Source organism: Micromonospora sp. LZ34 (assembly GCF_052981855.1).
On the sequence record NZ_JBRIQN010000002.1, the window covers coordinates 359616 to 380183 of the forward strand.

The window sequence follows — 20568 nt, forward strand, 5'->3', positions numbered from 1 at the left end:
GGTCTACCTGGCCCATGTGCGCCGGGTAACATCAAACTCGGTTTATGTAGCCGGGCACATCTGCCCGGACCGGGATCGGGCTGTTAGAGTCCCTTCCCAGCTATGGATATCGGGCGCTCGCCCGGCACCCACCCCGACCCGCCAGGGATCCCGGCGGCCCGCCTCGCGCAGGAGGAAGAAGTTGCTGTCCGCCTTTCTCAGTGCGTTCCGTACGCCTGACCTGCGCAAGAAGCTGCTGTTCACAGTAGGCATCATCGCGGTCTACCGGCTCGGCGCCACCTTGCCCAGCCCCGGTGTGTCCTACGGCAACGTGCAGAAGTGCCTCGACACCATCCAGGGCGACTCCACGAGCGTCCTGAACCTGCTCAACCTCTTCTCCGGCGGCGCGCTGCTGCAGCTCTCGGTCTTCGCGCTGGGCATCATGCCCTACATCACCGCGTCGATCATCCTGCAGCTGCTGACCGTGGTGATCCCGCGGCTGGAGCAGCTCCGCAAGGAGGGCCAGGCCGGCCAGGCGAAGATCACCCAGTACACCCGCTACCTGACCCTGGGCCTCGGCGTCCTGCAGGCCTCGGCGTTCGTCGCGCTGGCCCGCTCCGGGCAGCTGTTCAACAACCAGTGCGACCAGTTCCCGATCATCCCCGTGGGCACCGGCATCCCGGACTGGCTGACCCTGACCATCCTGGTCATGACGATGACCGCCGGCACCGGCGTGGTCATGTGGCTCGGCGAGCTGATCACCGACCGCGGCGTGGGCAACGGCATGTCCGTGCTGATCTTCACCTCGATCGCCGCCCGGCTCCCCAGCGAGGGCTGGCAGATCAAGCAGAGCCAGGGCTGGTGGAAGTTCTTCCTGGTCATCGCGCTGGTTCTGGTGGTCATCACCGCGGTCACCTTCATCGAGCAGGCGCAGCGCCGGATCCCGGTCCAGTACGCCAAGCGGATGATCGGCCGGCGGATGTACGGCGGCACCTCGACCTACATCCCGCTGAAGGTCAACCAGGCGGGCGTCATCCCGGTCATCTTCGGTTCGTCGCTGCTCTACCTGCCGCAGCTGGCGCTGCAGTTCTTCGACCAGACCAACCCGGGCAAGACCCAGGCGTGGATCCAGAACAACCTGGTCGACCCGACCAGCCCGATCTACATCGCGGTCTACTTCCTGCTGATCATCTTCTTCACGTACTTCTACGTCTCGATCACGTTCAACCCGACCGAGGTCGCGGACAACATGAAGAAGTACGGCGGCTTCGTGCCGGGCATCCGTCCCGGCAAGCCGACCGCCGACTACCTGGACTTCATCCTCAGCCGGATCACCCTGCCGGGCGCGCTCTACCTGGGCGTCATCTCGATCCTGCCGAACTTCTTCTTCATCTGGCTGGACAAGCAGCAGTACTTGAACTTCCCGTTCGGCGGTACCGCTGTGCTGATCATGGTCGGCGTCGGTCTGGAGACCACCAAGCAGATCGAGAGCCAACTCATGCAGCGGAACTACGAAGGGTTCCTGCGGTAGATGAGACTCGTTCTGGTTGGCCCGCCGGGCGCGGGCAAGGGCACGCAGGCCGAGTTCATCGCCGCGCACCTCTCGGTGCCGAAGATCTCGACCGGGGACATCTTCCGGGCCAACGTGTCGCAGGGGACCCCGCTCGGCGTCGAGGCGAAGCGCTACATGGACGCTGGCAAGCTCGTGCCGGACGAGGTCACCATCAACATGGTCCGGGACCGGCTCGCCGAGCCGGACGCCAGCGAGGGCTTCCTGCTCGACGGCTTTCCCCGGACGACCCCGCAGGCCGCCGCGCTCGACAAGCTCCTGGCCGACCTGGGCACCGCGCTCGACCTGGTGCTGGAACTGGTCGTCGACGACGACGAGGTGATCCGCCGGCTCTCCGGCCGGCGGACCTGCCGGGGCTGCGGCAAGATCTGGCACGTCGAGTTCGACCCGACCACCCGGGACGGCATCTGCGACCGCTGCGGCGCCGAGCTGTTCCAGCGTGACGACGACAAGCCGGAGACCATCGCCGCCCGGCTGCGGGAGTACGCGGAGAAGACCGCGCCGCTGGTCGACTACTACGGCGCCCAGGGCAAGCTCGTCGGCATCGACGCCACCGGCCCGGTGGAGGACGTCACCGTCCGCGCCATCGACGCCCTGCGCTCGTACGGCGGCTGACGTCCCGCCCACGGCGGATAGAGTGCGAACAGCGGGGTACGCCCGGCCTGCCCTGCTGTTCGGCAACGAAAGGTAACGGCTCCATGCGTCGTCCCCAGCTGGACATCCAGCTGAAGACCCCCGAACAGATCGAAAAGATGCGCGCCGCCGGTCTGGTGGTCGCCGAGGCGCTGCGCCGGATGCGGGAGGCGGTCGCCCCCGGGGTCAGCACCGCCGACCTGGACGCGATCGCCGAGTCGACCATCCGCGAGGCCGGGGCCGTCCCCTCGTTCAAGGGCTACCACGGCTTTCCGGCGTCCATCTGCTCCTCGGTCAACGAACAGGTGGTGCACGCGATCCCGGCACCCGAGCAGGTGCTCCGCGAGGGCGACCTGATCTCGATCGACTGCGGTGCGGTGCTGAACGGCTGGCACGGCGACGCCGCCATCACGGTCGGCGTGGGCGAGGTCGACCCGGCCCTGCTGCGGATGGCCAAGGTGGCCGAGGACGCCATGTGGGCCGGGATCGCCGTGGCGGCGCGCGGTGCGGCCAGCGGCAGGGGCCGGCTGACCGACATCTCGCACGCCGTGGAGGACGCGGTCCGCCGGGGTGGCCGGTACGGCATCGTCGACGGCTACGGCGGGCACGGCATCGGCACCGAGATGCACCAGGACCCGCACGTGCTCAACCACGGGCGGCCGGGCAAGGGACCGCGCCTGGTGCCCGGCCTAGCGCTGGCGATCGAGCCGATGATCACCATGGGCTCGCCCCGGACGACGGAGCTGGCCGACGGCTGGACCGTGGTGACCCGGGACAGGTCGGTCGCGGCGCACGTCGAGCACACCATGGCGCTGCTCCCCGACGGGGTGTGGGTGCTGACCGCCGAGGACGGCGGCCGTGCCCGCCTGGGCGACCTGGTCACCGCCCGGCAACCCGCCGGCTCCCCAGCCCCCTGACCTCCCCAGCTCAGCCCAGCCCTCGCCCCGGCCCAGCCGTTGCGCCGCTGAGGTCGACGCCCCGCCCGCTCCGCTGGGTACTCGCTCCAGGTGGAGCGGTCCCGGCTGCCCCAGCCCAGCCCCCTGCGCCCGGCCCAGCCCGGCCCTCGGCCCGGCCGAGCCGAGCCTCGGCTCAGCCCAATCCCACCAAACCGCCCAGCCCCGGCCCGTCCCAGTCCGTTGATCATGGACTTGGCGTCACCGGACCGGTCAATCGTGACGCGAAGTCCATGATCACGGCTGCTGGGACCGGCGGGTCGGATCGGGGTGGGTTGTCGGGGAGTTGGTGGTGGTGGGGTGGTGGCATGCTTGCGGGCATGGAGGGGCGCGAGGGGATGCGGGCCGCCGACGCCGACCGCGAGGCGGTGGCCGACCGGTTGCGGGTGGCGCTCAACGAGGGCCGGCTGAGCCTGTACGAGTACGACGAGCGGTTACAGCGGGCGTACGCCGCCCGGACGTACGCGGAACTGGACGCGCTGGTGACGGATCTGCCGGCGGTCGCGCCGCCGGTCGCGCCGCCGGTCGCGTACGCGCTCGCGGAGCCCGACGCCACCTCCGCGCCGACCGGACCGGTCGCCGCCCGGCCGGCGACCGCCCGCTGGCTGGCCGAGGTCTGGCTGCCGTACCTCCAGGTGGTGCCGATCGTCGTGGCGATCTGGGCGGTGACGTCCCTGTTCGCCCGGGACCTGCTCTACTTCTGGCCCGGCTGGGTGGCCGGGCCGTGGGGCGCGGTGCTGCTGGTGCGTACCGTCACCGGGGGGGTCGGGGGCGAGCCGCAGCGGTGGACGGCCGAGCGGGAGCGCCGGCGCCGGCGGAAGCTGGCGAAGCGGGCCCGGCGGCGGGCGCTGGAGACCGGCGGTCCGGACGCGTAGCGGCCCGGCGCCCGGAGCGGATCGGGGCCCGGAGCGGACCAGGGACCCGGAGCGGCCGGGCCCGGGCGGGCGAGAGCCTGGGCCCGAACCGGCTCGCCTCGTCGGCTTGATGCCGGTTTCGCCCGGTACGGTGAATCCGCTGGTGGCCGGTTTGGCGACGGCGCGCGGGCGGGCGTACACTGACTGATCGGCGCACAGCGTCCACTCCGGCATGCCCACCTAGCGCTTCGGTGGGACTCGGAGCCGCGGCTGGCGCGGGCTTTCTGATCATGGTCAGTCACCCGTGTAAGACGTTGTGGGCCGTCCGGAGCAACCGACGTCAGGACAGCGGAGGACATGCCGAAAAAAGACGGAGCCATTGAGATCGAGGGTCGGGTCATCGAGCCCCTGCCGAACGCCATGTTCCGGGTGGAGCTCGCGAACGGTCACAAGGTGCTGGCTCACATCAGCGGCAAGATGCGGCAGCACTACATCCGCATCCTGCCGGAGGACCGGGTCGTCGTCGAACTCTCGCCGTACGACCTGACCCGCGGGCGCATCGTCTACCGCTACAAGTAAGCCTGACGACGGCCGGAACGTCCCGTGTCCGTCTTCGACGTCCGGGTCGCGCCTCGTCGCGAGTCCGGGCCAGATGGGAAGTAAGGCAACCGTGAAGGTCAAGCCGAGCGTCAAGAGGATCTGCAACAAGTGCCGGGTGATCCGCCGGCACGGCCGGGTCATGGTCATCTGCACCGACCCGCGCCACAAGCAGCGCCAGGGCTGAACCAGTCCCACCGGTCGTGACACGGCCGGTCGGATCGGTCCGGGCCGCAGATCCAGACAACACATCACCTAGCTCGTCCCAGCCGCGAGCGGTACGCAGCGCGTACTCCCTCGTGGTTGACCCCCGGTCGGAGGCCGGGGCCCGCTCGGGCAGCGACCGACCCGGTCGCCGGCGCGGAAAGCGCCGGAAGGACGGGATGGTCGGTAGCGGGGTGGGACGGGTCCACACCTCCGCACAACACCACGAGGAGTACGCCCGCACATGGCACGTCTAGTCGGCGTCGACCTTCCCCGCGAGAAGCGGATGGAGATCGCGCTCACCTACATCTTCGGCGTGGGTCGCACCCGCGCCCTGGAGACGCTCGCCGCCACCGGCATCTCGCCGGACAAGCGCGTTCGGGACCTCACTGACGAGGAGCTGGTCCAGCTCCGCAATCACATCGAGGGCAACTACAAGGTTGAAGGCGACCTGCGCCGCGAGGTCGCCGCTGACATCCGCCGCAAGGTCGAGATCGGCTGCTACGCCGGCATCCGGCACCGCCGGGGCCTGCCCGTGCGTGGCCAGCGGACCAAGACCAACGCGCGGACCCGCAAGGGCCCGAAGCGGACCGTCGCCGGCAAGAAGAAGCCCGGCAAGAAGTAACTAGGAGCGCACAGACTTATGCCACCGAAGGCTCGTGCCGGAGCCGCCGTCAAGAAGGTCCGGCGCAAGGAACGCAAGAACGTCGCCCACGGGCAGGCGCACATCAAGAGCACCTTCAACAACACCATCGTGTCGATCACCGACCCGACCGGTGCGGTCATCTCCTGGGCCTCCTCGGGCCAGGTGGGCTTCAAGGGCTCCCGCAAGTCGACCCCGTTCGCCGCGCAGCTGGCCGCCGAGGCCGCCGCGCGTCGGGCGATGGAGCACGGCATGCGCAAGGTCGACGTGTTCGTCAAGGGCCCCGGCTCCGGCCGGGAGACCGCCATCCGTTCGCTGCAGGCAGCCGGGCTCGAGGTCGGTCAGATCGCCGACGTCACCCCGCAGCCGCACAACGGTTGCCGTCCGCCGAAGCGTCGCCGGGTCTGAGAGGTTAGAGAGAGATGGCTCGTTACACCGGTGCTGACTGCCGCCGTTGCCGGCGGGAGAAGATGAAGCTGTTCCTCAAGGGCAGCAAGTGCGATGGCCCGAAGTGCCCGTTCGAGTCCCGGCCGTTCCCGCCCGGGCAGCACGGCCGCGGCCGCACGAAGGAGACGGAGTACCTGCTCCAGCTCCGTGAGAAGCAGAAGGCCCGTCGTGTCTACGGCGTGCTGGAGAAGCAGTTCCGCGGTTACTACGAAGAGGCCGTGGGCAAGAAGGCCAAGACCGGCGAGGTTCTCCTGCAGATCCTCGAGTCGCGGCTGGACAACGTGGTCTACCGGGCCGGCTACGCCAGCTCCCGTGACCAGGCCCGCCAGCTGGTCAAGCACGGCCACTTCACGGTGAACGGCAAGAAGGTCGACATCCCGTCGTACCGCGTCAAGGAGCACGACATCATCGAGGTCCGGGGCAAGAGCAAGGAGCTCACCCCGTTCGTGGTGGCGCAGGCTCAGGCCGGTTCGCGGTCGGTTCCGGCGTGGCTGGAGGCCATCCCGAGCCAGATGAAGATCCTCGTGCACTCGCTCCCGTCCCGCCAGGTGATCGACACCCAGGTCCAGGAGCAGCTGATCGTCGAGCTCTACTCCAAGTAAGGGCTCGTTGCGGTGGCCCGCCCTCCGGGGCGGGCCACCGGAACAGTTTGTGTCGTGGGCGTCATATAGCGGGCGCCCCGGAAGAGAAGAGAAGACATGCTCATCAGCCAGCGACCGTCTCTTTCCGAAGAGTCGATCAACGACACCCGCTCCCGGTTCACCATCGAGCCGCTGGAGCCGGGCTTCGGCTACACCCTGGGCAACTCGCTGCGGCGTACGCTGCTGTCGTCCATCCCGGGTGCGGCGGTCACCTCGATCAAGATCGACGGGGTGCTGCACGAGTTCACCACGATCCCCGGGGTCAAGGAGGACGTGGTCGAGCTCGTCATGAACATCAAGGAGCTCTGCGTCAGCTCCGAGCACGACGAGCCGGTCAGCATGTACCTGCGCAAGCAGGGCCCGGGCGACGTGACCGCGGGTGACATCCAGCCGCCGGCCGGCGTCTCGGTGCACAACCCGGACCTGAAGCTCGCCACCCTGAACGGCAAGGGCCGGCTCGACATGGAGCTGACCGTCGAGCGGGGCCGGGGCTACGTCACGGCGGCGCAGAACAAGCAGGCCGGCGCCGAGATCGGCCGGATCCCGGTCGACTCGATCTACTCGCCGGTGCTGAAGGTCACCTACCGGGTCGAGGCCACCCGTGTCGAGCAGCGGACCGACTTCGACCGGCTGATCATCGACGTCGAGACCAAGCCGTCGATGGGTCCGCGTACCGCGCTGGCCTCCGCCGGTTCGACGCTGGTGGAGCTCTTCGGGCTGGCCCGGGAGCTGGACGAGACCGCCGAGGGTATCGACATCGGGCCGTCCCCGCAGGACGCCCAGCTGGCGGCGGACCTGGCCCTGCCGATCGAGGAGCTGGACCTCACCGTCCGCTCCTACAACTGCCTCAAGCGCGAGGGCATCAACACCGTTGGTGAGCTCATCGGGCGTACCGAGGCCGACCTCCTCGACATCCGCAACTTCGGCCAGAAGTCGATCGACGAGGTCAAGATGAAGCTCGCCGGGATGGGGCTGGGGCTGAAGGACTCGGCTCCGAACTTCGATCCGGCGCACGTCGTGGACGCCTTCGGCGAGGCCGACTACGACACCGACGACTACCGCGAGACCGAGCAGCTCTAGTCCGCGCTGCCGCCACACCTGAGGAGCACCAAGCATGCCCACGCCCACCAAGGGCCCCCGCCTCGGCGGCAGCCCCGCGCACGAGCGGCTGATGCTGGCCAACCTGGCCACCGCGCTGTTCCAGCACGGCAAGATCCAGACCACCGAGACGAAGGCCCGGCGGCTGCGTCCGCTGGCCGAGCAGCTCATCACCAAGGCCAAGCGCGGCGACCTGGCGTCCCGCCGGCGGGTGCTGGGCGTCGTCAAGGACAAGGACGTGGTCTACGCCCTGTTCGACCAGATCGCGCCGCGGTACGCCAACCGCAACGGCGGTTACACCCGGATCGTGAAGACCGGTCCGCGCAAGGGTGACGCCGCTCCGATGGCGATCATCGAGCTGGTCGAGGAGCTGCAGGTCGCCGAGCCGAAGGCGAACAAGAAGGCGGCCGCCCGCAAGGCCGCGCAGCAGGACAAGGTCGAGGCGCTCGCGCCGGCGGAGGAGACCCCGCAGGCGAACAACTCGGGCGACCAGGACGCCGAGGCGCCGGTGTCGGCGTCCGGTGACACCGCGGCCGCTCGCGAGGACAGCGACGAGGCCGGCGAGAACGACAAGGCCTGATCCAGGGCCACCGTCGGGCCCGGCATCCCTCACGGGGTGCCGGGCCCGACCCGTGAGGGGGAGGTACGAGTGGACGAGCGCACCCGGCTGCGGTTGGACGTCGCGTACGACGGCACCGACTTCTCCGGCTGGGCCGCCCAGCCGACCCGTCGTACGGTCGCCGGGGTGCTCGTGCAGACCCTCGACCTCGTGCTCGGCGCGGGCGTCGCGACCGGGCTGACCGTGGCCGGCCGGACCGACGCCGGGGTGCACGCCACCGGCCAGGTCTGCCACCTCGACCTGCCCACCGCGGTCTGGCGGGAGCGCGAGGGCACGCTGCTGCGCCGGCTGGCCCGGCTGCTCCCCACCGACGTGCGGGTACGCGCGATGACCGAGGTGCCGGCGGACTTCGACGCCCGGTTCTCGGCCACCTTCCGCCGCTACGAGTACCGGGTCACCGACGCCCCGCACGGCGCCGAGCCGCTGCGCCGGCACGAGATCCTGGCCTGGCCGAAGCACCTGGACCTGGCCGCGCTGAACGCCGCGGCGGCCGGGCTGGTGGGGGAACACGACTTCGCCGCGTACTGCCGGCGCAAGGAGAACGCCACCACGCTGCGCGAGGTGACCCGGCTGGACTGGCGGCGCGACCCGGACGGCGTGCTGGTGGCCACCATACAGGCGGACGCGTTCTGTCAGGCGATGGTGCGCAGCCTGGTCGGCGCGATGCTGGTGGCGGGGGACGGCCGCCGGCCGGTCGACTGGCCCGCCGGTCTGCTGACCCGACGGGAGCGGTCCAGCGAGGTGACCGTGGCGCCGGCGCACGGGCTCACCCTGGTGGCGGTCGGATACCCGGACGACCCGGCCGAGTACGCCCGCCGCGCCGAGCTGACCCGCCGGCTGCGGATGCCCACCGAGTCCTGACCCCCCGGACAGGCCACGGGTGCGCGACCGGTGGCCGCGCACCCGTGTCTCGTCGGGTCCACCCGGTCAGTCGCCCGGCAGTTCGTCCTGACCGGCGCCGTTGTCGGCCCCGGTTCCGTCGTCGGTCCCACCCGCGGTCGGCTGGCCGGCCACGCCGCCGTCGGCGCGCCGTTCCAGGACGCCCTGGTTCAGGTGCAGCTCGATCACGTCGAAGAGGATCTCGCGGACCGCAGTGTCGCCGGACCTGATGGCCTCGCCGTCGGCCCGGGCCACCACCGCGTAGGCGAGGTAGTGGCCGCGTACCTGCCAGCCCACCCGGGCCGGGGCGCTGGCCATGGCCTCGGTGCCCGCATCGGCGGCCATGCCACGGAACCGGCCCTGCTGCTCGTCGAGCATCTGCCGGATCTGGTCCCGGGCCCGCTCGGCGCTGGCCCGGTCGGTCAGGTTGAACAGGCCGGTGGTGACCAGGTGGTCGCCGTCGGGCGTCCGCAGCGTCGCCCGGACCACCTGGCTGCACCCGAGCCGGACCAGCAGGTCGGCGATCTCGTCGGTGGCCGCCACCGCGCAGCTGGCGCTGGAGTGGGTCTTCAGCACCTGGTAGGCGGGCTGCCCCTCGCCGAGCACGAGCTGCTTGCCCGGGAAGAGCTCCTTGGCGGTCAGCGGGGCCTGGTCGGTGTCCCGGGAGTCGAGGTGGTCGGCCTCGGGTGCGGCGGACTGGGCGACGCCGGGCTGGTTGCTCGCCTCGGGCTGCGGGTCACCGCCGGTGCGGTCCATCAGCAGGGCGGCGGCGCCGAGGCCGCAGAGGGCGAGCAGCACCAGGACGGCGGCGCCCCCGATCAGCACCTGCCACATGCGACCGCCGCCGCGTCGGGCCCGGGGCGGCTCGGCCGGCTGGGACTGGGCGTAGCTGCCGGGCGGGTCGACCGGCGGGGCCGGGGCGTAGCTGCCGGGCGGGTCGACCGGTGCGGCCGGGGTGAAGCCGCCGGGCGGGTCGACCGGCGGGGCCGGGGCGTAGCCGCCGGGCGGGTCGACCGGTGCCGCCGGGGCGTACGTCTCGGCGCGGGGCGGTTCGACCGCCGGCACCGGGTCGCGGGGCGACACCGGCTCGGGAGGCGGCGCCATCCGGGTGGCTCGCGGCAGCGACGGGGTCGGGAAGCGGGATGGGGAAGGCCCGGCCGGAGGTGGCGGACCGGCGCCGAGCACCGACCGGTCGGACCCGGGCTCCGGGTACTCAACGTATGCGTCCTCATCGGACTCGTACCGATACACCATGCCGCCCAGAGTAGGAGGCATTGTCCCTTTAGGGGATAATAATGGGAAATTGTGACGCGGGGCGTTTCGTGTCGTGCCGACCGCGTGCTTCGCCGACGCCCGGCGGCCCCGGCCGGCGCCGGGTGACGGCGGTGCGAGAATTGCCGGCGTGACCGGCGACCACTACTTCACCGCTGAACCCACGACCCCCGCCCAGCCGCGCGAGGTCGAGTTCTCCGTCGCCGGGCGCGACTACACCCTCGCCTCGGCCAGTGGTGTCTTCTCCGCCGCCCGGCTCGATCCCGGCACGGCGGTGCTGCTGCGCAAGGCCGACCTGCCGGCGGGCGACGCCGCGGGCCCGCTGCTCGACGTGGGTTGCGGCTTCGGGCCGATCACCTGCGTACTGGCCACCAGCGCGCCGGCCGCCACCGTCTGGGCGGTCGACGTCAACCAGCGGGCCCGCGACCTCACCGCGGCCAACGCCGCCCGGGTCGGGGCCGCCGACCGGGTCCGGGTGGCCGCGCCGGACGACGTGCCTGCCGACCTCAACTTCGCCCAGATCTGGTCCAACCCGCCGATCCATATCGGCAAGGCGGAGCTGCACGAGGTGCTGCGGCGCTGGCTGCCCCGGCTCGCCCCGGACGGGACCGCCTGGCTGGTCGTCGCACGGAACCTCGGCGGCGACTCGCTGCACCGCTGGCTGGTCGAGCAGGGCTGGCAGGTCGAGCGGCGCGCCAGCCAGAAGGGCTACCGGGTGCTCCGGGTCACCCGGTAATCGAGTGTCGCCCGCGCCCGCCCCTCGGGCAGGATGCCCGCGTGGGATACGTGGACGTGGCAGCGGTCGGGCACATCCTTCCCGACGGCCGGGAGCTCTTCACCGACGTCTCGTTCCGGGTCGGTGAGGGCGCCAAGGTGGCACTGGTCGGGCCGAACGGCGCCGGCAAGACCACGCTGCTGCGGATGGTCGCGGGCGACCTGCCGGTGAAGACCGGCGCGATCGCGCGTACCGGAGGGCTGGGCGTGATGCGCCAGTTCATCGGGATGATCGGCGACGAGTCGACGCTCGCCGACCTGGCGCTGTCGCTCGCCCCGCCGGCCCTGCGCGACGCCGGGCGCCGGCTGGCCGAGACCGAGGCGGCGATGCGGGCGGCCGAGGTGCGCGGCAAGTACAGCACCGCCGCCGGCAAGGCGCAGCTGGCGTACGCGGACGCCCTCGCCGTCTGGGGGGAGGCCGGCGGGTACGACGCCGAGGTGCTCTTCGACACCGTCGCCACCATCGTGCTGGACCTGCCCTGGGAGACCGCCCGGGAGCGCCCGGTACGGACCCTCTCCGGCGGCCAGCAGAAGCGTTTCGCGCTGGAACTGCTGCTGCGCGGCCCCGACGAGGTGCTGCTCCTCGACGAGCCGGACAACTTCCTCGACGTGCCCGGCAAGCGCTGGCTGGAGGCCCGGCTGCGCGAGTCGGCCAAGTCCGTGCTCTACGTCTCGCACGACCGGGAGCTGCTCGCGCACACCGCCGACCGGGTGATCGCGGTAGAGGGCGGCAGCGCCTGGGTGCACCCGGGCGGCTTCGCGAGCTGGCACGAGGCCCGGGTGGCCCGGCACGCCCGGCTGGACGAGCTGCGCCGGCGCTGGGACGAGGAGCACCAGAAGCTGAAGGACCTGGTGCTGATGTACAAGCAGAAGGCCGCGTACAACGACGGGATGGCCTCGCGCTACCAGGCCGCGCAGACCCGGCTGCGCAAGTTCGAGGAGGCCGGGCCGCCGCCCGTACCGCCGAAGGACCAGGACATCCGGATGCGGCTGACCGGCGGGCGGACCGGCAAGCGCTCGGTGATCTGCGACAAGCTGGAGCTCGACGGCCTGACCTACCCGTTCGACCTGGAGATCTGGTACGGCGACCGGGTCGCGGTGCTCGGCGCGAACGGCACCGGCAAGTCGCACTTCCTGCGGCTGCTGGCCCGGGGCGGCACCGACCCGGACCCGGCCAACGGCCCGGTCGACGGCGCCGCGGCGCTCGCGCCGGTCGTGCACGACGGGGTCGCCCGGCTGGGCGCGCGGGTGCGGCCCGGCCACTTCTCGCAGACCCACGACCGGCCGGAGCTGATGGCCAAGACCCTGGTGGAGATCCTCTGGCGGGGCGACGAGCACCGGGCCGGCATGGACCGGCACGCGGCGATGGCGGCGCTGTCCCGGTACGAGCTGGCCGGGCAGGGCGACCAGCGGTTCGGCACCCTCTCCGGCGGCCAGCAGGCGCGCTTCCTGGTGCTGCTGCTGGAGCTCTCCGGGGCGACCCTGCTGCTGCTCGACGAGCCCACCGACAACCTGGACCTGGCCAGCGCGGAGGCGCTGGAGGCCGGGCTGGCCGCGTTCGAGGGCACGGTGGTCGCGGTGACCCACGACCGGTGGTTCACCCGCTCCTTCGACCGGTTCGTGCTCTTCCGCGGCGACGGCGAGGTGGTGGAGACCACCGAGCCGGTCTGGGACGTCGGCTGAGCCGTCCGCCAGGCGGCGGAACGCCCGGCCGGCATAGGGTTGATCTCGTGACTGAGATGACCTACCGCCGGCTGGGCGACTCCGGGCTCGTGGTGTCCGTCGTCGGCATCGGCTGCAACAACTTCGGCCGCAAGCTCGACCTCGACGGCACCCGGGCGGTGGTCGACGCCGCGCTGGACGCCGGGATCAACTTCTTCGACACCGCCGACATCTACGGCGAGCCGCAGGGCGGCTCGGAGGAACTGCTGGGTCAGGCGCTCAAGGGCCGCCGGGACGACGTGGTGGTGGCCACCAAGTTCGGCATGGACATGCACGGCATGAACGGGCCGGACTTCGGCGCCCGGGGCGCGCGCCGCTACATCGCGCGGGCGGTGGAGGCGTCGCTGCGCCGACTCGGCACCGACCACATCGACCTGTACCAGATGCACGAGCCCGACCCGGGCACCCCGATCGACGAGACCCTCGCCGCGCTGGACGACCTGGTCCGCGCGGGCAAGGTGCGCTACCTGGGCAACTCCAACTTCGCCGGCTGGCAGATCGCGGACGCCGACTGGGTGGCCTCGTCCGCCGGCCGGACCCGGTTCATCAGCGCGCAGAACCACTACAGCCTGCTGGAGCGCTCGGTGGAGACCGAGGTGGTGCCGGCCTGCGAGCGGTTCGGCCTCGGGCTGCTGCCGTTCTTCCCGCTGGCCAACGGGCTGCTCACCGGCAAGTACCAGCGGAACCAGGCCCCGCCGCCCGGCAGCCGGCTCTCCGGCGGCGGCCGGTACGCGCAGCGCCTCGCCGCCGCCGACTGGGACACCATCGAGGCGATCGGCCGGTATGCGGACGAGCGCGGGCTCAGCATGCTCCAGGTGGCCATCGGCGGGCTGGCGGCCCAGCCGGCGGTGACCTCGGTGATCGCCGGCGCGACCACGCCGGAGCAGGTCCGCGCGAACGCCGCCGCGGGCTCGTGGCAGCCCTCCGACGAGGACCTGGACGCCCTGCGCGCCATCCTCTGACCCTGCGACGAGACCGCTCACCCTGCCTTGGTCCGGCGGCGGCTGAGCAGCACCGCCATCGCCACCGCCACGGCGGCGAGCACGAGGCCGGCCATAGCGACCGGCCACCACCCGGCGTCCGCCCCGCGCCCGGCGGTGTCGGCCGCCGGCCCGGTCACCGCGACGGGCGCCGGGGCCGGCGGGGGCGACTGGGCGGCGCGGGACTGCAGCTCGGCGGTGGCCTGGCCCCGGTGCGGGGCCGGGGCGCTCACCGTGACCCGCCAGCGGCCGGCGGAGAGGATCGGGCCGCTGACATAGAAGCCTTGCCCCTCGGCCGCCGGTTCCAGTTGCAGGGGACCGACCTTCCGCCCGTCCGGCCCGGTGGCGGTGAGCGTCAACCGGACCACCTTGTCCAGCCGGTGCCCGTCGGCGTACGTGGCCTGGACGGTGACCCCCTCGGCCCCGTCCCCGGCCACGGTCAGCCTGAGCTTCCCGGTGTGCGCCGCGGCCGGCGCCGCGGACAGGAGGGCCAGGGCCAGCCCGACGAACACGGTGGCGAGCGCCTTCCAGGTACGCGTCACGGACGTCTCCTCACTGCGGATGCGGGAGGGCCCCTTCCCGCCACCGGAGCGGCGGGAAGGGGCCCCGCGGATCAGAGCCGGCGGCCGGGGGCGATCCGGGTGGGATCGCCGCCGAGCCGGCCGGCGCCGTCGACCGGTTCGCCGTCGTTCGCCCGCAGGCCCGCCCGGCTGGCCGTGCCGCCGAGCCGGACGATCATGGCGTCGGCGTCCCGGACCAGAGTGTCCCGGATCTCCGCCTCGGCCACCAGCGTGGCGTCGGCCGCGAGCGCCCGGAAGGCGGTCAGCGCCTTGATCGCCCGGTCGTCCCGGCCGGCCGCCTCGGCCGTCCGGGCCTCACCGAGCTTCGCCGACAGCTGCTTGTGCGCCTTGGTCGAGAGCCGCCCGGTCGCCTTGAACCGGTCCAGCAGGTTCTGCATGTCCCGGAACGAGGTGGTGACGAAGAACCGGACCTCCGAGGTGGTCTGGTTGCCCGCCTTGTCGGTCGCGGTGACGGTCAGCTCGTGCAGGCCGAGCGGCAGCTCGTACATGGCCTGCAGCGTGCCGCTGGCGTACGGCCGGCCGTCCAGCTCGCCCACCACGCCGGCGATGCCGGAGGTCGGGTCGACCGCCTGCCAGGACACCCGGACGTCCTGGCTGTCGCCGTAGAGCTGGCCGTCGGCGATCCCGGAGACCAGCAGCGTCGGCTTCGTGCCGTCGATGCGCAGCACCGCCGACTTCAGCGTCTCCGCGTTGCCGGCCCGGTCGGTCGAGCGGAACAGCAGCTCGTGCTGGCCGTCGCCGGTCACCTCGACCGGCTCCGCGTACGGCGTCCAGGCGCCGCCGTCCAGCGACCACTCCACCGTCTTCACCCCGGACCCGGCGTCGGTCGAGGTGAGCACGACCGGGACGGTCCCGTCGTGCCAGCCCTCGTCGTTCGCCGGCGCGAACGTCGCCGAGGTGACCGGCCCGGTGGTGTCGATCTTCACCGCGACGGTCTTCGTCGACTCCACGTTGCCCGCCCGGTCGGTCGAGCGGAACCGCAGCTCGTGCTCGCCGTCACCGGTGACCTGCACCGGGCCGGTGTAGTCCGTCCAGGCGGTCGCCCCGTCCAACTGGTACGCCGTGCCGGCCAGCCCACTGCCACCGTCCTCGTCGGCGGCGGTCAGCGTGACGGTGACCGGGCCGGTGTGCCAGCCCTCGGTCGGGGTGCCGGAGACGGCGGCCCCGGTCACCGGGGCGGTCCGGTCGGCCGCCTCGGTGGTGAGTCGGAAGTAGTCGAACGCCGCGCTCTTCGACGCCGTCTGGTTGGCGCCGAGGGTGAACAGCCCCACCTTCGGCGTCGCCCCGACGGCATTGTTGGCGAGCGCCGTCAACGGCGTCCAAGCCGTCCCGTCGGCCGAGTACGACGCGGTGAAGGTGTCGCCGCTGCGGGCCAGCCGCAAGTGCCACACCGAACCGGTCAGGTTGGCCGCCTCCGGCTGCGGGTTCTGCACCGCGCCGCCGATCTCGCTGCGGAACTCGATGCGCCGGGTCACCGGCTGGCCGGGCTGGTTGTCGACGATGTAGTCGAACTTCAGGTAGTTGTCGTCGTCGGCGTGCACGATCAGCCCGGCCTGCTGGTACTGCTCGTTCAGCAGGCTGCCGTCGACCTTCGTCTCCAGCGTCCAGTCACCGGACGGGGCGTTCTGGAGGATGAAGTTCTTCGGCCCCGAGTTGCCGGAGCCGTAGATGTCGCCGTTGGGGACGTCGACCCGCAGCGCGCCCCCGGTCACCCGGTAGCCCGTCGGGTCCTCCCGCAGGATCGCATCCCACCGGCACTTGTCCAGCGCGTCGCCGGTGAACTCGTCCGACGGGTCGACCGGCCCGGCCGGCTCGTCTGGCGAGACCTGGAACCAGTCGAACGCGGCGTCCACCACCGGCGCGTCGGTGCCGCCGTTGAGCGCGAACAGCCCGATCCGCGGGTTGGTGATCCCGGCCAGCGCGGCGGACCGGCCGACCGGGGTGAACGTCTGCCCGTCGGCCGACACGGCCGCGGTCAGGTTCGTCCCGTCGCTGGTGACCCGCAGGTGCAGGGTGTCGCCGGCCGGCGCGGCGATGCTGTCGCCCGCCTCGTTGCGCGGTGCGCCGGCGGTCTCCCGGATGAACTCCACCCGCCGGCTGCCGCCGTAGAGCAGGTCCAGCTTGGCGTAGTTGTCGTCGTCGCCGTAGACCAGCAGGCCGGCCTGCTGGTAGTTGGCGGTGACCGGCAGGGTCACCCGGGTGGTGGCCTGCCAGGCCCCGGCCGGCGCGGGCTGCAGCACCAGGTTGGTGGCGTCGTTGCGCCCGCCGTAGAGGTCGCCGACCGAGGTGGGCAGCCGCAGCGCCCCGCCGGAGACCGAGTGCAACTGGTTCTCCCGGACCACGCTCCAGCGCGCCCGGTCCAGCTCGGTGCCGGTGAAGTCGTCCGAGCGCGCCCCGAAGCAGGACGTGTTCGGCGCGTCCACCCGCACCGGGACGGTCACGTACGACCGGGCGCCCCGGCTGTCCGTCGCCGTCAGGGTGGCGGTGAAGGTGCCGGGCGTGGTGTAGGTGTGGCTGGCGTCCAGGGTGCTCGCCGTGCCGCCGTCACCGAAGTCCCAGGCGTACGTCAGCGGGGTGTCCCCCTCGGCGTCGGTGGCGGTGCCGTCGAAGGCGATGGTGACCGGCGCGGTGCCCGTCGCCGGGGTGGCGGTGGCGGTGAGCGCCGGCGGCGCGTTCTCGGTGACGCCCCGGCCGAGGAAGTCCATCCAGTTGACGTTGAACAGCGAACCCGCGCCGCCGCTCGGGTGCCGGGCCACGAAGTACAACGTGCCGCTCGCCGTGCCGGTCACCGGCGCGGTCACGTCCGTGTACGTCTGCCACGCACCGGTACCCGGCACCGTGGCCGTGGCGACCAGCGGCCCGTCAACCGCGCCGGCGCGGACCTCCAGCCGGCCGCCCGTGGTGGCGGAGGCGACCCGGAACCGGATCGAGGTGATGTTGGTCAGGTCTGCCGGGGCGAGCGACCACCAGTCGCCGTCCTCGATGAACCCGATGTTCTGCGCGCCGCCCGCGGTGTCGCCGGTGGTCTCATTCTGCACGCCGGGGTCGCCGCCGCCGGTGCTCACCGGCGCCCGACCGGTGGCGGTGTAGAACTCGGCCTGCTTGCGCTTCGGCTGGAGCTGCTCGATGGCCCGGCCGGTGAGCGGGCCGGCGCCGCCGGTGCCGCCGTTGTCGGTGTAGGTCGCCTCGAACACGGCGAAGACGTTCGCCTCCGCGCCGTGCCCGGACGCGAGCGACGTCTGGACGGTGCCGGTGCAGCCGGTGTGCTGCTCCAGCGGGTGGGCGTGCTCGTCGTGGCCGAGCAGCACCTGGAGCTTGACCCGGTCGCAGTCGATCTCCCCGTCCTCCGGGTCGGTCACCTTGACCGTGTAGCGGACCTGGTCGCCCCAGTCGAAGAAGCCGCCGTCCGGCGGGAACTCGATGGTCACGGTCGGGGCCGTGTTGCCGACGGTGATCGGCACGTTCGCCACCGCGGTGCGGCCCTTGGGGTTGGTGACGGTGAGCTGCGCCGGGTAGCTGCCCGCCGCGGCGTAGGTGTGCGTCGGGTTCGCCTCGGTGGAGGTCTGCCCGTCGCCGAACGCCCAGGCGTAGCTGAGCGTGCCGCCGTCCGGGTCGCGGGAGCCGGCACTGGAGAAGTTCACGGTCAGCGGCGCCGGCCCGGAGGTCGGCGTGGCGGAGGCGACCGCGATCGGCGCCCGGTCACCGGCGATGTAGTCGACCCGGTAGACGCCCGAGTTGTCGTTGTTGCCGCCGAAGCCGCTGCCCCACTCGATCAGGTACATCGCCCCGTCCGGGCCGAACTCGAAGTCCATCGGCCGGATCAGGCTCATGCCGGTGAGCAGTTGGTTGATGTCCACCAGCGACCGGCCGTCGGCGGTCACCTGCATCGTGTACATCTTCGACTGGTTCCACTCGCCGAAGAGCGCCTTGCCGTCGTAGTACGCCGGCCATTTCCGGTCGGAGTTCAGGTCGGCGTCGTACCGGTAGACCGGGCCGCCCATCGGCGCGCCGCCGCCGCCGATCTCCGGGAAGCGCGGGTTGCCGCTGTAGTCGTAGTCGACGGTGGCCGGGATTGCCGGCGGCAGGTTGGTCAGGCCGGTGTTGTTGGGGGAGTTGTTCACCGGCGCGGCGCAGTCGAACTTCGGCCCGCTCGGGCCGGAGGGGAACTGGTAGTCGTTGTAGGCGTAGTTCGCCCCGGTGCAGTACGGCCAGCCGTAGTTGCCGGGGGTGCCGACGATGTTCCACTCGACCGTGCCCTCGGGGCCGCGGTCCGGGTTGGCGGCGCCGGCGTCCGGCCCGTAGTCGGCGACGTAGAGCGTGTCGGTGGCCGGGTCGATGCCGATCCGGAACGGGTTGCGGAAGCCCATGGCGTAGATCTCCGGCCGGGTCTTCTCGGCGCCCGGGGCGAAGAGGTTGCCGGCCGGCACGGTGTACGTGCCGTCGTCCTCGGGGTGGATCCGGATGACCTTGCCGCGCAGGTCGTTGGTGTTGCCGGAGGTGCGCTGGGCGTCGTAGTCCTGCCGGCCCGGCCGCTCGTCGATCGGCGTGAACGCGTTGGACTCGAACGGGTTGGTGTTGTCGCCGGTGGCCAGGTAGAGGTTGCCGGCCCGGTCGAAGACCATGCTCCCGCCGGCGTGGCAGCAGGTGTTGCGCTGGGTGTCGACCCGCAGCACCTGCTTCTCGCTGGCCGGGTCGATGGTGTCGCCGGTCACCGTGAACCGGGAGAGCAGGTTGCGGGCGATCCCGTCGTTCGGGGCGTAGTAGAGGTAGACCCAGTTGTTGGTGGCGAAGTCCGGGTCGAGCCGGATACCGATCAGGCCGTCCTCGTTGCCGGTGAACACGTTCAGGTCGACGGCGGTGACCGTGTTGCCGGTGTCCGGCTTGACGATCTGCACCCGGCCGTCGCGCTCGACGTAGAAGACCCGACCGTCCGGGGCGACGTCCAGCTCCATCGGGTTGCTGGTGTTGCTGTCCAGCGTGACCTTCTCGAAGCTCCCGGTCAGCGAGGCGCCGCAGTCCGCGTCGGCCACCCCGGCGGCGGTGCGGATGCCGCCGAGCAGGTGGGCGAGGAACTCCGGCTCCGCGTACGACTCCCGGGTGTGCCCGCCGCCGGTGTACCAGGCCCGGCCGCCCTCGAAGTCCTGGCACCAGGCGATCGGGTGATCGTGGCCCATCGCGCCGGCGCCGGGGGAGTAGCTGGTCTCGTCCAGGCTGGCCAGCACGTGCACGTCGGGGCGCGGGTTGGACTGGTAGTTGTACCACTCGTCGAACCGGGACCAGCGCTCCGGCAGCCCGGCGGTGGCCGGGTGGGCGTGGTCCTCCACCTTCACCGTGGCCTGCTGGTTCGCCGGGTGGCTGGCGAAGTAGGCGCCGACCAGGTCGCCGTACCAGGCCCAGCTGTACTCGGTGTCCGAGGCGGCGTGGATGCCGACGTACCCGCCGCCGGCGCGGATGTAGCGCTCGAACGCGGCCTGCTGCTCGGCGTCGAGGACGTCGCCGGTGGTGGAGAGCCAGATCACCGCCCGGTACTTCGCGAGGTTGTCGTCGCTGAACGCGGCGCCGTCCTCGGTCGCGTCGACGGTGAACCCGTTGGCCGCGCCGAGTTGCTGGATGGCGGCGATACCGGTCGGGATGGAGTCGTGCCGGAAGCCGGCGGTCTTCGAGAACACCAGCACCGAGAACGGTTCGTCGGCCGCCGGCGCCGGCGCGGCCAGCGGTGCGGCCTGCGCGACGGGTGCGGTCAGCGGCGCGGCGGGCGCGGCCTGCGCGGCGGGGACGCCGAACAGGCTGGTCGCGGCGATCGCGAGGGGTAGCAGGGTGGCAAGGACGGGTACGCGGGCACGACGAGATCGGGACACGCCGCCTCCTATGTCGCGGTGGACAGGGATCGCGGGGGCCGGCTCGCCGAAGACCGTCCCAGGTGGACCGGCGGGGGCACCGTGCCAGGGTGTCCGCACCGGCATTTTGTCGAATCGCTGAACAAATTAATCCCGCTGAATGCGTATCGGGCAAGATGCCGGCCGGTAACGGTTTCGCAACGGCGGGCGACATTCCGAACAGGACGGTACGAAGTGCTCGGCGGTGGCCGGCTCCGCCCGGCCCGGGCCGCGGGCCGCCCCGGG

Annotated in this window: 18 protein-coding genes; 15 read left to right on the plus strand and 3 right to left on the minus strand. The window is 71.9% G+C overall.

Annotation, left to right across the window (positions count from 1 at the left end; translation table 11 throughout):
* Positions 1-181: 181 nt before the first annotated feature.
* The 12 genes from secY (at position 182) to truA (ending at position 9099) form a co-directional block, all read left to right on the plus strand.
* Positions 182-1510, plus strand: a complete 1329-nt coding sequence (secY, locus tag ACVCAH_RS04095) for a preprotein translocase subunit SecY (protein ID WP_447134661.1) — start codon at positions 182-184, stop codon at positions 1508-1510.
* The gene (locus tag ACVCAH_RS04100) at positions 1511-2164 is read left to right on the plus strand and encodes an adenylate kinase (protein WP_109905663.1); all 654 of its coding nucleotides are present in this window, start codon (positions 1511-1513) and stop codon (positions 2162-2164) included. It abuts the gene before it with no gap.
* A gap of 83 nt (positions 2165-2247) precedes the next feature.
* On the plus strand, positions 2248-3099 hold the full coding sequence (map, locus tag ACVCAH_RS04105; RefSeq protein WP_447134662.1) for a type I methionyl aminopeptidase: 852 nt from the start codon (positions 2248-2250) through the stop codon (positions 3097-3099).
* Positions 3100-3455: 356 nt separating this feature from the next.
* Positions 3456-4010, plus strand: coding sequence for a DUF1707 SHOCT-like domain-containing protein (locus ACVCAH_RS04110; protein ID WP_447134663.1), 555 nt, complete (start codon positions 3456-3458; stop codon positions 4008-4010).
* Positions 4011-4346: 336 nt separating this feature from the next.
* On the plus strand, positions 4347-4568 hold the full coding sequence (gene infA, locus ACVCAH_RS04115; RefSeq protein WP_007073013.1) for a translation initiation factor IF-1: 222 nt from the start codon (positions 4347-4349) through the stop codon (positions 4566-4568).
* Positions 4569-4659: 91 nt separating this feature from the next.
* Positions 4660-4773, plus strand: a complete 114-nt coding sequence (gene rpmJ, locus ACVCAH_RS04120) for a 50S ribosomal protein L36 (protein WP_012184307.1) — start codon at positions 4660-4662, stop codon at positions 4771-4773.
* Between the two features lie 261 nt (positions 4774-5034).
* A complete protein-coding gene (rpsM, locus tag ACVCAH_RS04125; RefSeq protein ID WP_091290326.1) occupies positions 5035-5415 on the plus strand; it encodes a 30S ribosomal protein S13 in 381 nt (126 codons plus the stop codon).
* Between the two features lie 18 nt (positions 5416-5433).
* Entirely contained in the window at positions 5434-5841 is a 408-nt protein-coding gene (rpsK, locus tag ACVCAH_RS04130; RefSeq protein WP_020513613.1) for a 30S ribosomal protein S11, read from the plus strand.
* A 14-nt stretch (positions 5842-5855) separates the two neighbouring features.
* The gene (gene rpsD, locus ACVCAH_RS04135; RefSeq protein ID WP_447134664.1) at positions 5856-6482 is read left to right on the plus strand and encodes a 30S ribosomal protein S4; all 627 of its coding nucleotides are present in this window, start codon (positions 5856-5858) and stop codon (positions 6480-6482) included.
* A gap of 96 nt (positions 6483-6578) precedes the next feature.
* The gene (locus ACVCAH_RS04140; RefSeq protein WP_447134665.1) at positions 6579-7601 is read left to right on the plus strand and encodes a DNA-directed RNA polymerase subunit alpha; all 1023 of its coding nucleotides are present in this window, start codon (positions 6579-6581) and stop codon (positions 7599-7601) included.
* A 34-nt stretch (positions 7602-7635) separates the two neighbouring features.
* Entirely contained in the window at positions 7636-8199 is a 564-nt protein-coding gene (rplQ, locus tag ACVCAH_RS04145) for a 50S ribosomal protein L17 (RefSeq protein WP_447134666.1), read from the plus strand.
* Between the two features lie 69 nt (positions 8200-8268).
* Positions 8269-9099, plus strand: a complete 831-nt coding sequence (gene truA, locus ACVCAH_RS04150) for a tRNA pseudouridine(38-40) synthase TruA (protein ID WP_447134667.1) — start codon at positions 8269-8271, stop codon at positions 9097-9099.
* Between the two features lie 66 nt (positions 9100-9165).
* Here the strand turns inward: truA and ACVCAH_RS04155 are convergent, their stop codons facing one another.
* Positions 9166-10221 carry a hypothetical protein gene (locus ACVCAH_RS04155; RefSeq protein ID WP_447134668.1) on the minus strand — a complete coding sequence of 352 codons (1056 nt, stop codon included), beginning with the start codon at positions 10219-10221 and terminating at the stop codon, positions 9166-9168.
* 298 nt (positions 10222-10519) lie between these two features.
* Here ACVCAH_RS04155 and ACVCAH_RS04160 point away from each other — a divergent pair, with 298 nt between their 5' ends.
* Genes ACVCAH_RS04160 through ACVCAH_RS04170 form a run of 3 tightly spaced genes read left to right on the plus strand, consistent with a single transcriptional unit; the run spans position 10520 to position 13847 of the window.
* Entirely contained in the window at positions 10520-11125 is a 606-nt protein-coding gene (locus tag ACVCAH_RS04160) for a class I SAM-dependent methyltransferase (RefSeq protein WP_447134669.1), read from the plus strand.
* A gap of 41 nt (positions 11126-11166) precedes the next feature.
* Positions 11167-12846: an ABC-F family ATP-binding cassette domain-containing protein gene (locus ACVCAH_RS04165; protein ID WP_447134670.1), complete on the plus strand. Its 1680-nt coding sequence runs from the start codon at positions 11167-11169 to the stop codon at positions 12844-12846.
* Between the two features lie 56 nt (positions 12847-12902).
* Positions 12903-13847 carry an aldo/keto reductase gene (locus tag ACVCAH_RS04170; RefSeq protein WP_447134721.1) on the plus strand — a complete coding sequence of 315 codons (945 nt, stop codon included), beginning with the start codon at positions 12903-12905 and terminating at the stop codon, positions 13845-13847.
* Between the two features lie 17 nt (positions 13848-13864).
* Here ACVCAH_RS04170 and ACVCAH_RS04175 read toward each other — a convergent pair whose 3' ends face one another.
* Both ACVCAH_RS04175 and ACVCAH_RS04180 read right to left on the minus strand, forming a co-directional pair.
* The gene (locus tag ACVCAH_RS04175) at positions 13865-14407 is read right to left on the minus strand and encodes a hypothetical protein (protein ID WP_447134671.1); all 543 of its coding nucleotides are present in this window, start codon (positions 14405-14407) and stop codon (positions 13865-13867) included.
* Positions 14408-14478: 71 nt separating this feature from the next.
* Entirely contained in the window at positions 14479-20304 is a 5826-nt protein-coding gene (locus tag ACVCAH_RS04180; protein ID WP_447134672.1) for a ThuA domain-containing protein, read from the minus strand.
* Positions 20305-20568: the final 264 nt, after the last annotated feature.

Coding starts and splice junctions, on each gene's coding strand:
- ACVCAH_RS04100 (WP_109905663.1), top strand. CDS start 1,511: ATGAGACTCGTTCTGGTTGGCCCGCCGGGCGCGGGCAAGGGCACGCAG.
- map (WP_447134662.1), top strand. CDS start 2,248: ATGCGTCGTCCCCAGCTGGACATCCAGCTGAAGACCCCCGAACAGATC.
- ACVCAH_RS04110 (WP_447134663.1), top strand. CDS start 3,456: ATGGAGGGGCGCGAGGGGATGCGGGCCGCCGACGCCGACCGCGAGGCG.
- infA (WP_007073013.1), top strand. CDS start 4,347: ATGCCGAAAAAAGACGGAGCCATTGAGATCGAGGGTCGGGTCATCGAG.
- rpsM (WP_091290326.1), top strand. CDS start 5,035: ATGGCACGTCTAGTCGGCGTCGACCTTCCCCGCGAGAAGCGGATGGAG.
- rpsK (WP_020513613.1), top strand. CDS start 5,434: ATGCCACCGAAGGCTCGTGCCGGAGCCGCCGTCAAGAAGGTCCGGCGC.
- rpsD (WP_447134664.1), top strand. CDS start 5,856: ATGGCTCGTTACACCGGTGCTGACTGCCGCCGTTGCCGGCGGGAGAAG.
- ACVCAH_RS04140 (WP_447134665.1), top strand. CDS start 6,579: ATGCTCATCAGCCAGCGACCGTCTCTTTCCGAAGAGTCGATCAACGAC.
- rplQ (WP_447134666.1), top strand. CDS start 7,636: ATGCCCACGCCCACCAAGGGCCCCCGCCTCGGCGGCAGCCCCGCGCAC.
- ACVCAH_RS04155 (WP_447134668.1), bottom strand. CDS start 10,221: ATGGCGCCGCCTCCCGAGCCGGTGTCGCCCCGCGACCCGGTGCCGGCG.
- ACVCAH_RS04170 (WP_447134721.1), top strand. CDS start 12,903: ATGACCTACCGCCGGCTGGGCGACTCCGGGCTCGTGGTGTCCGTCGTC.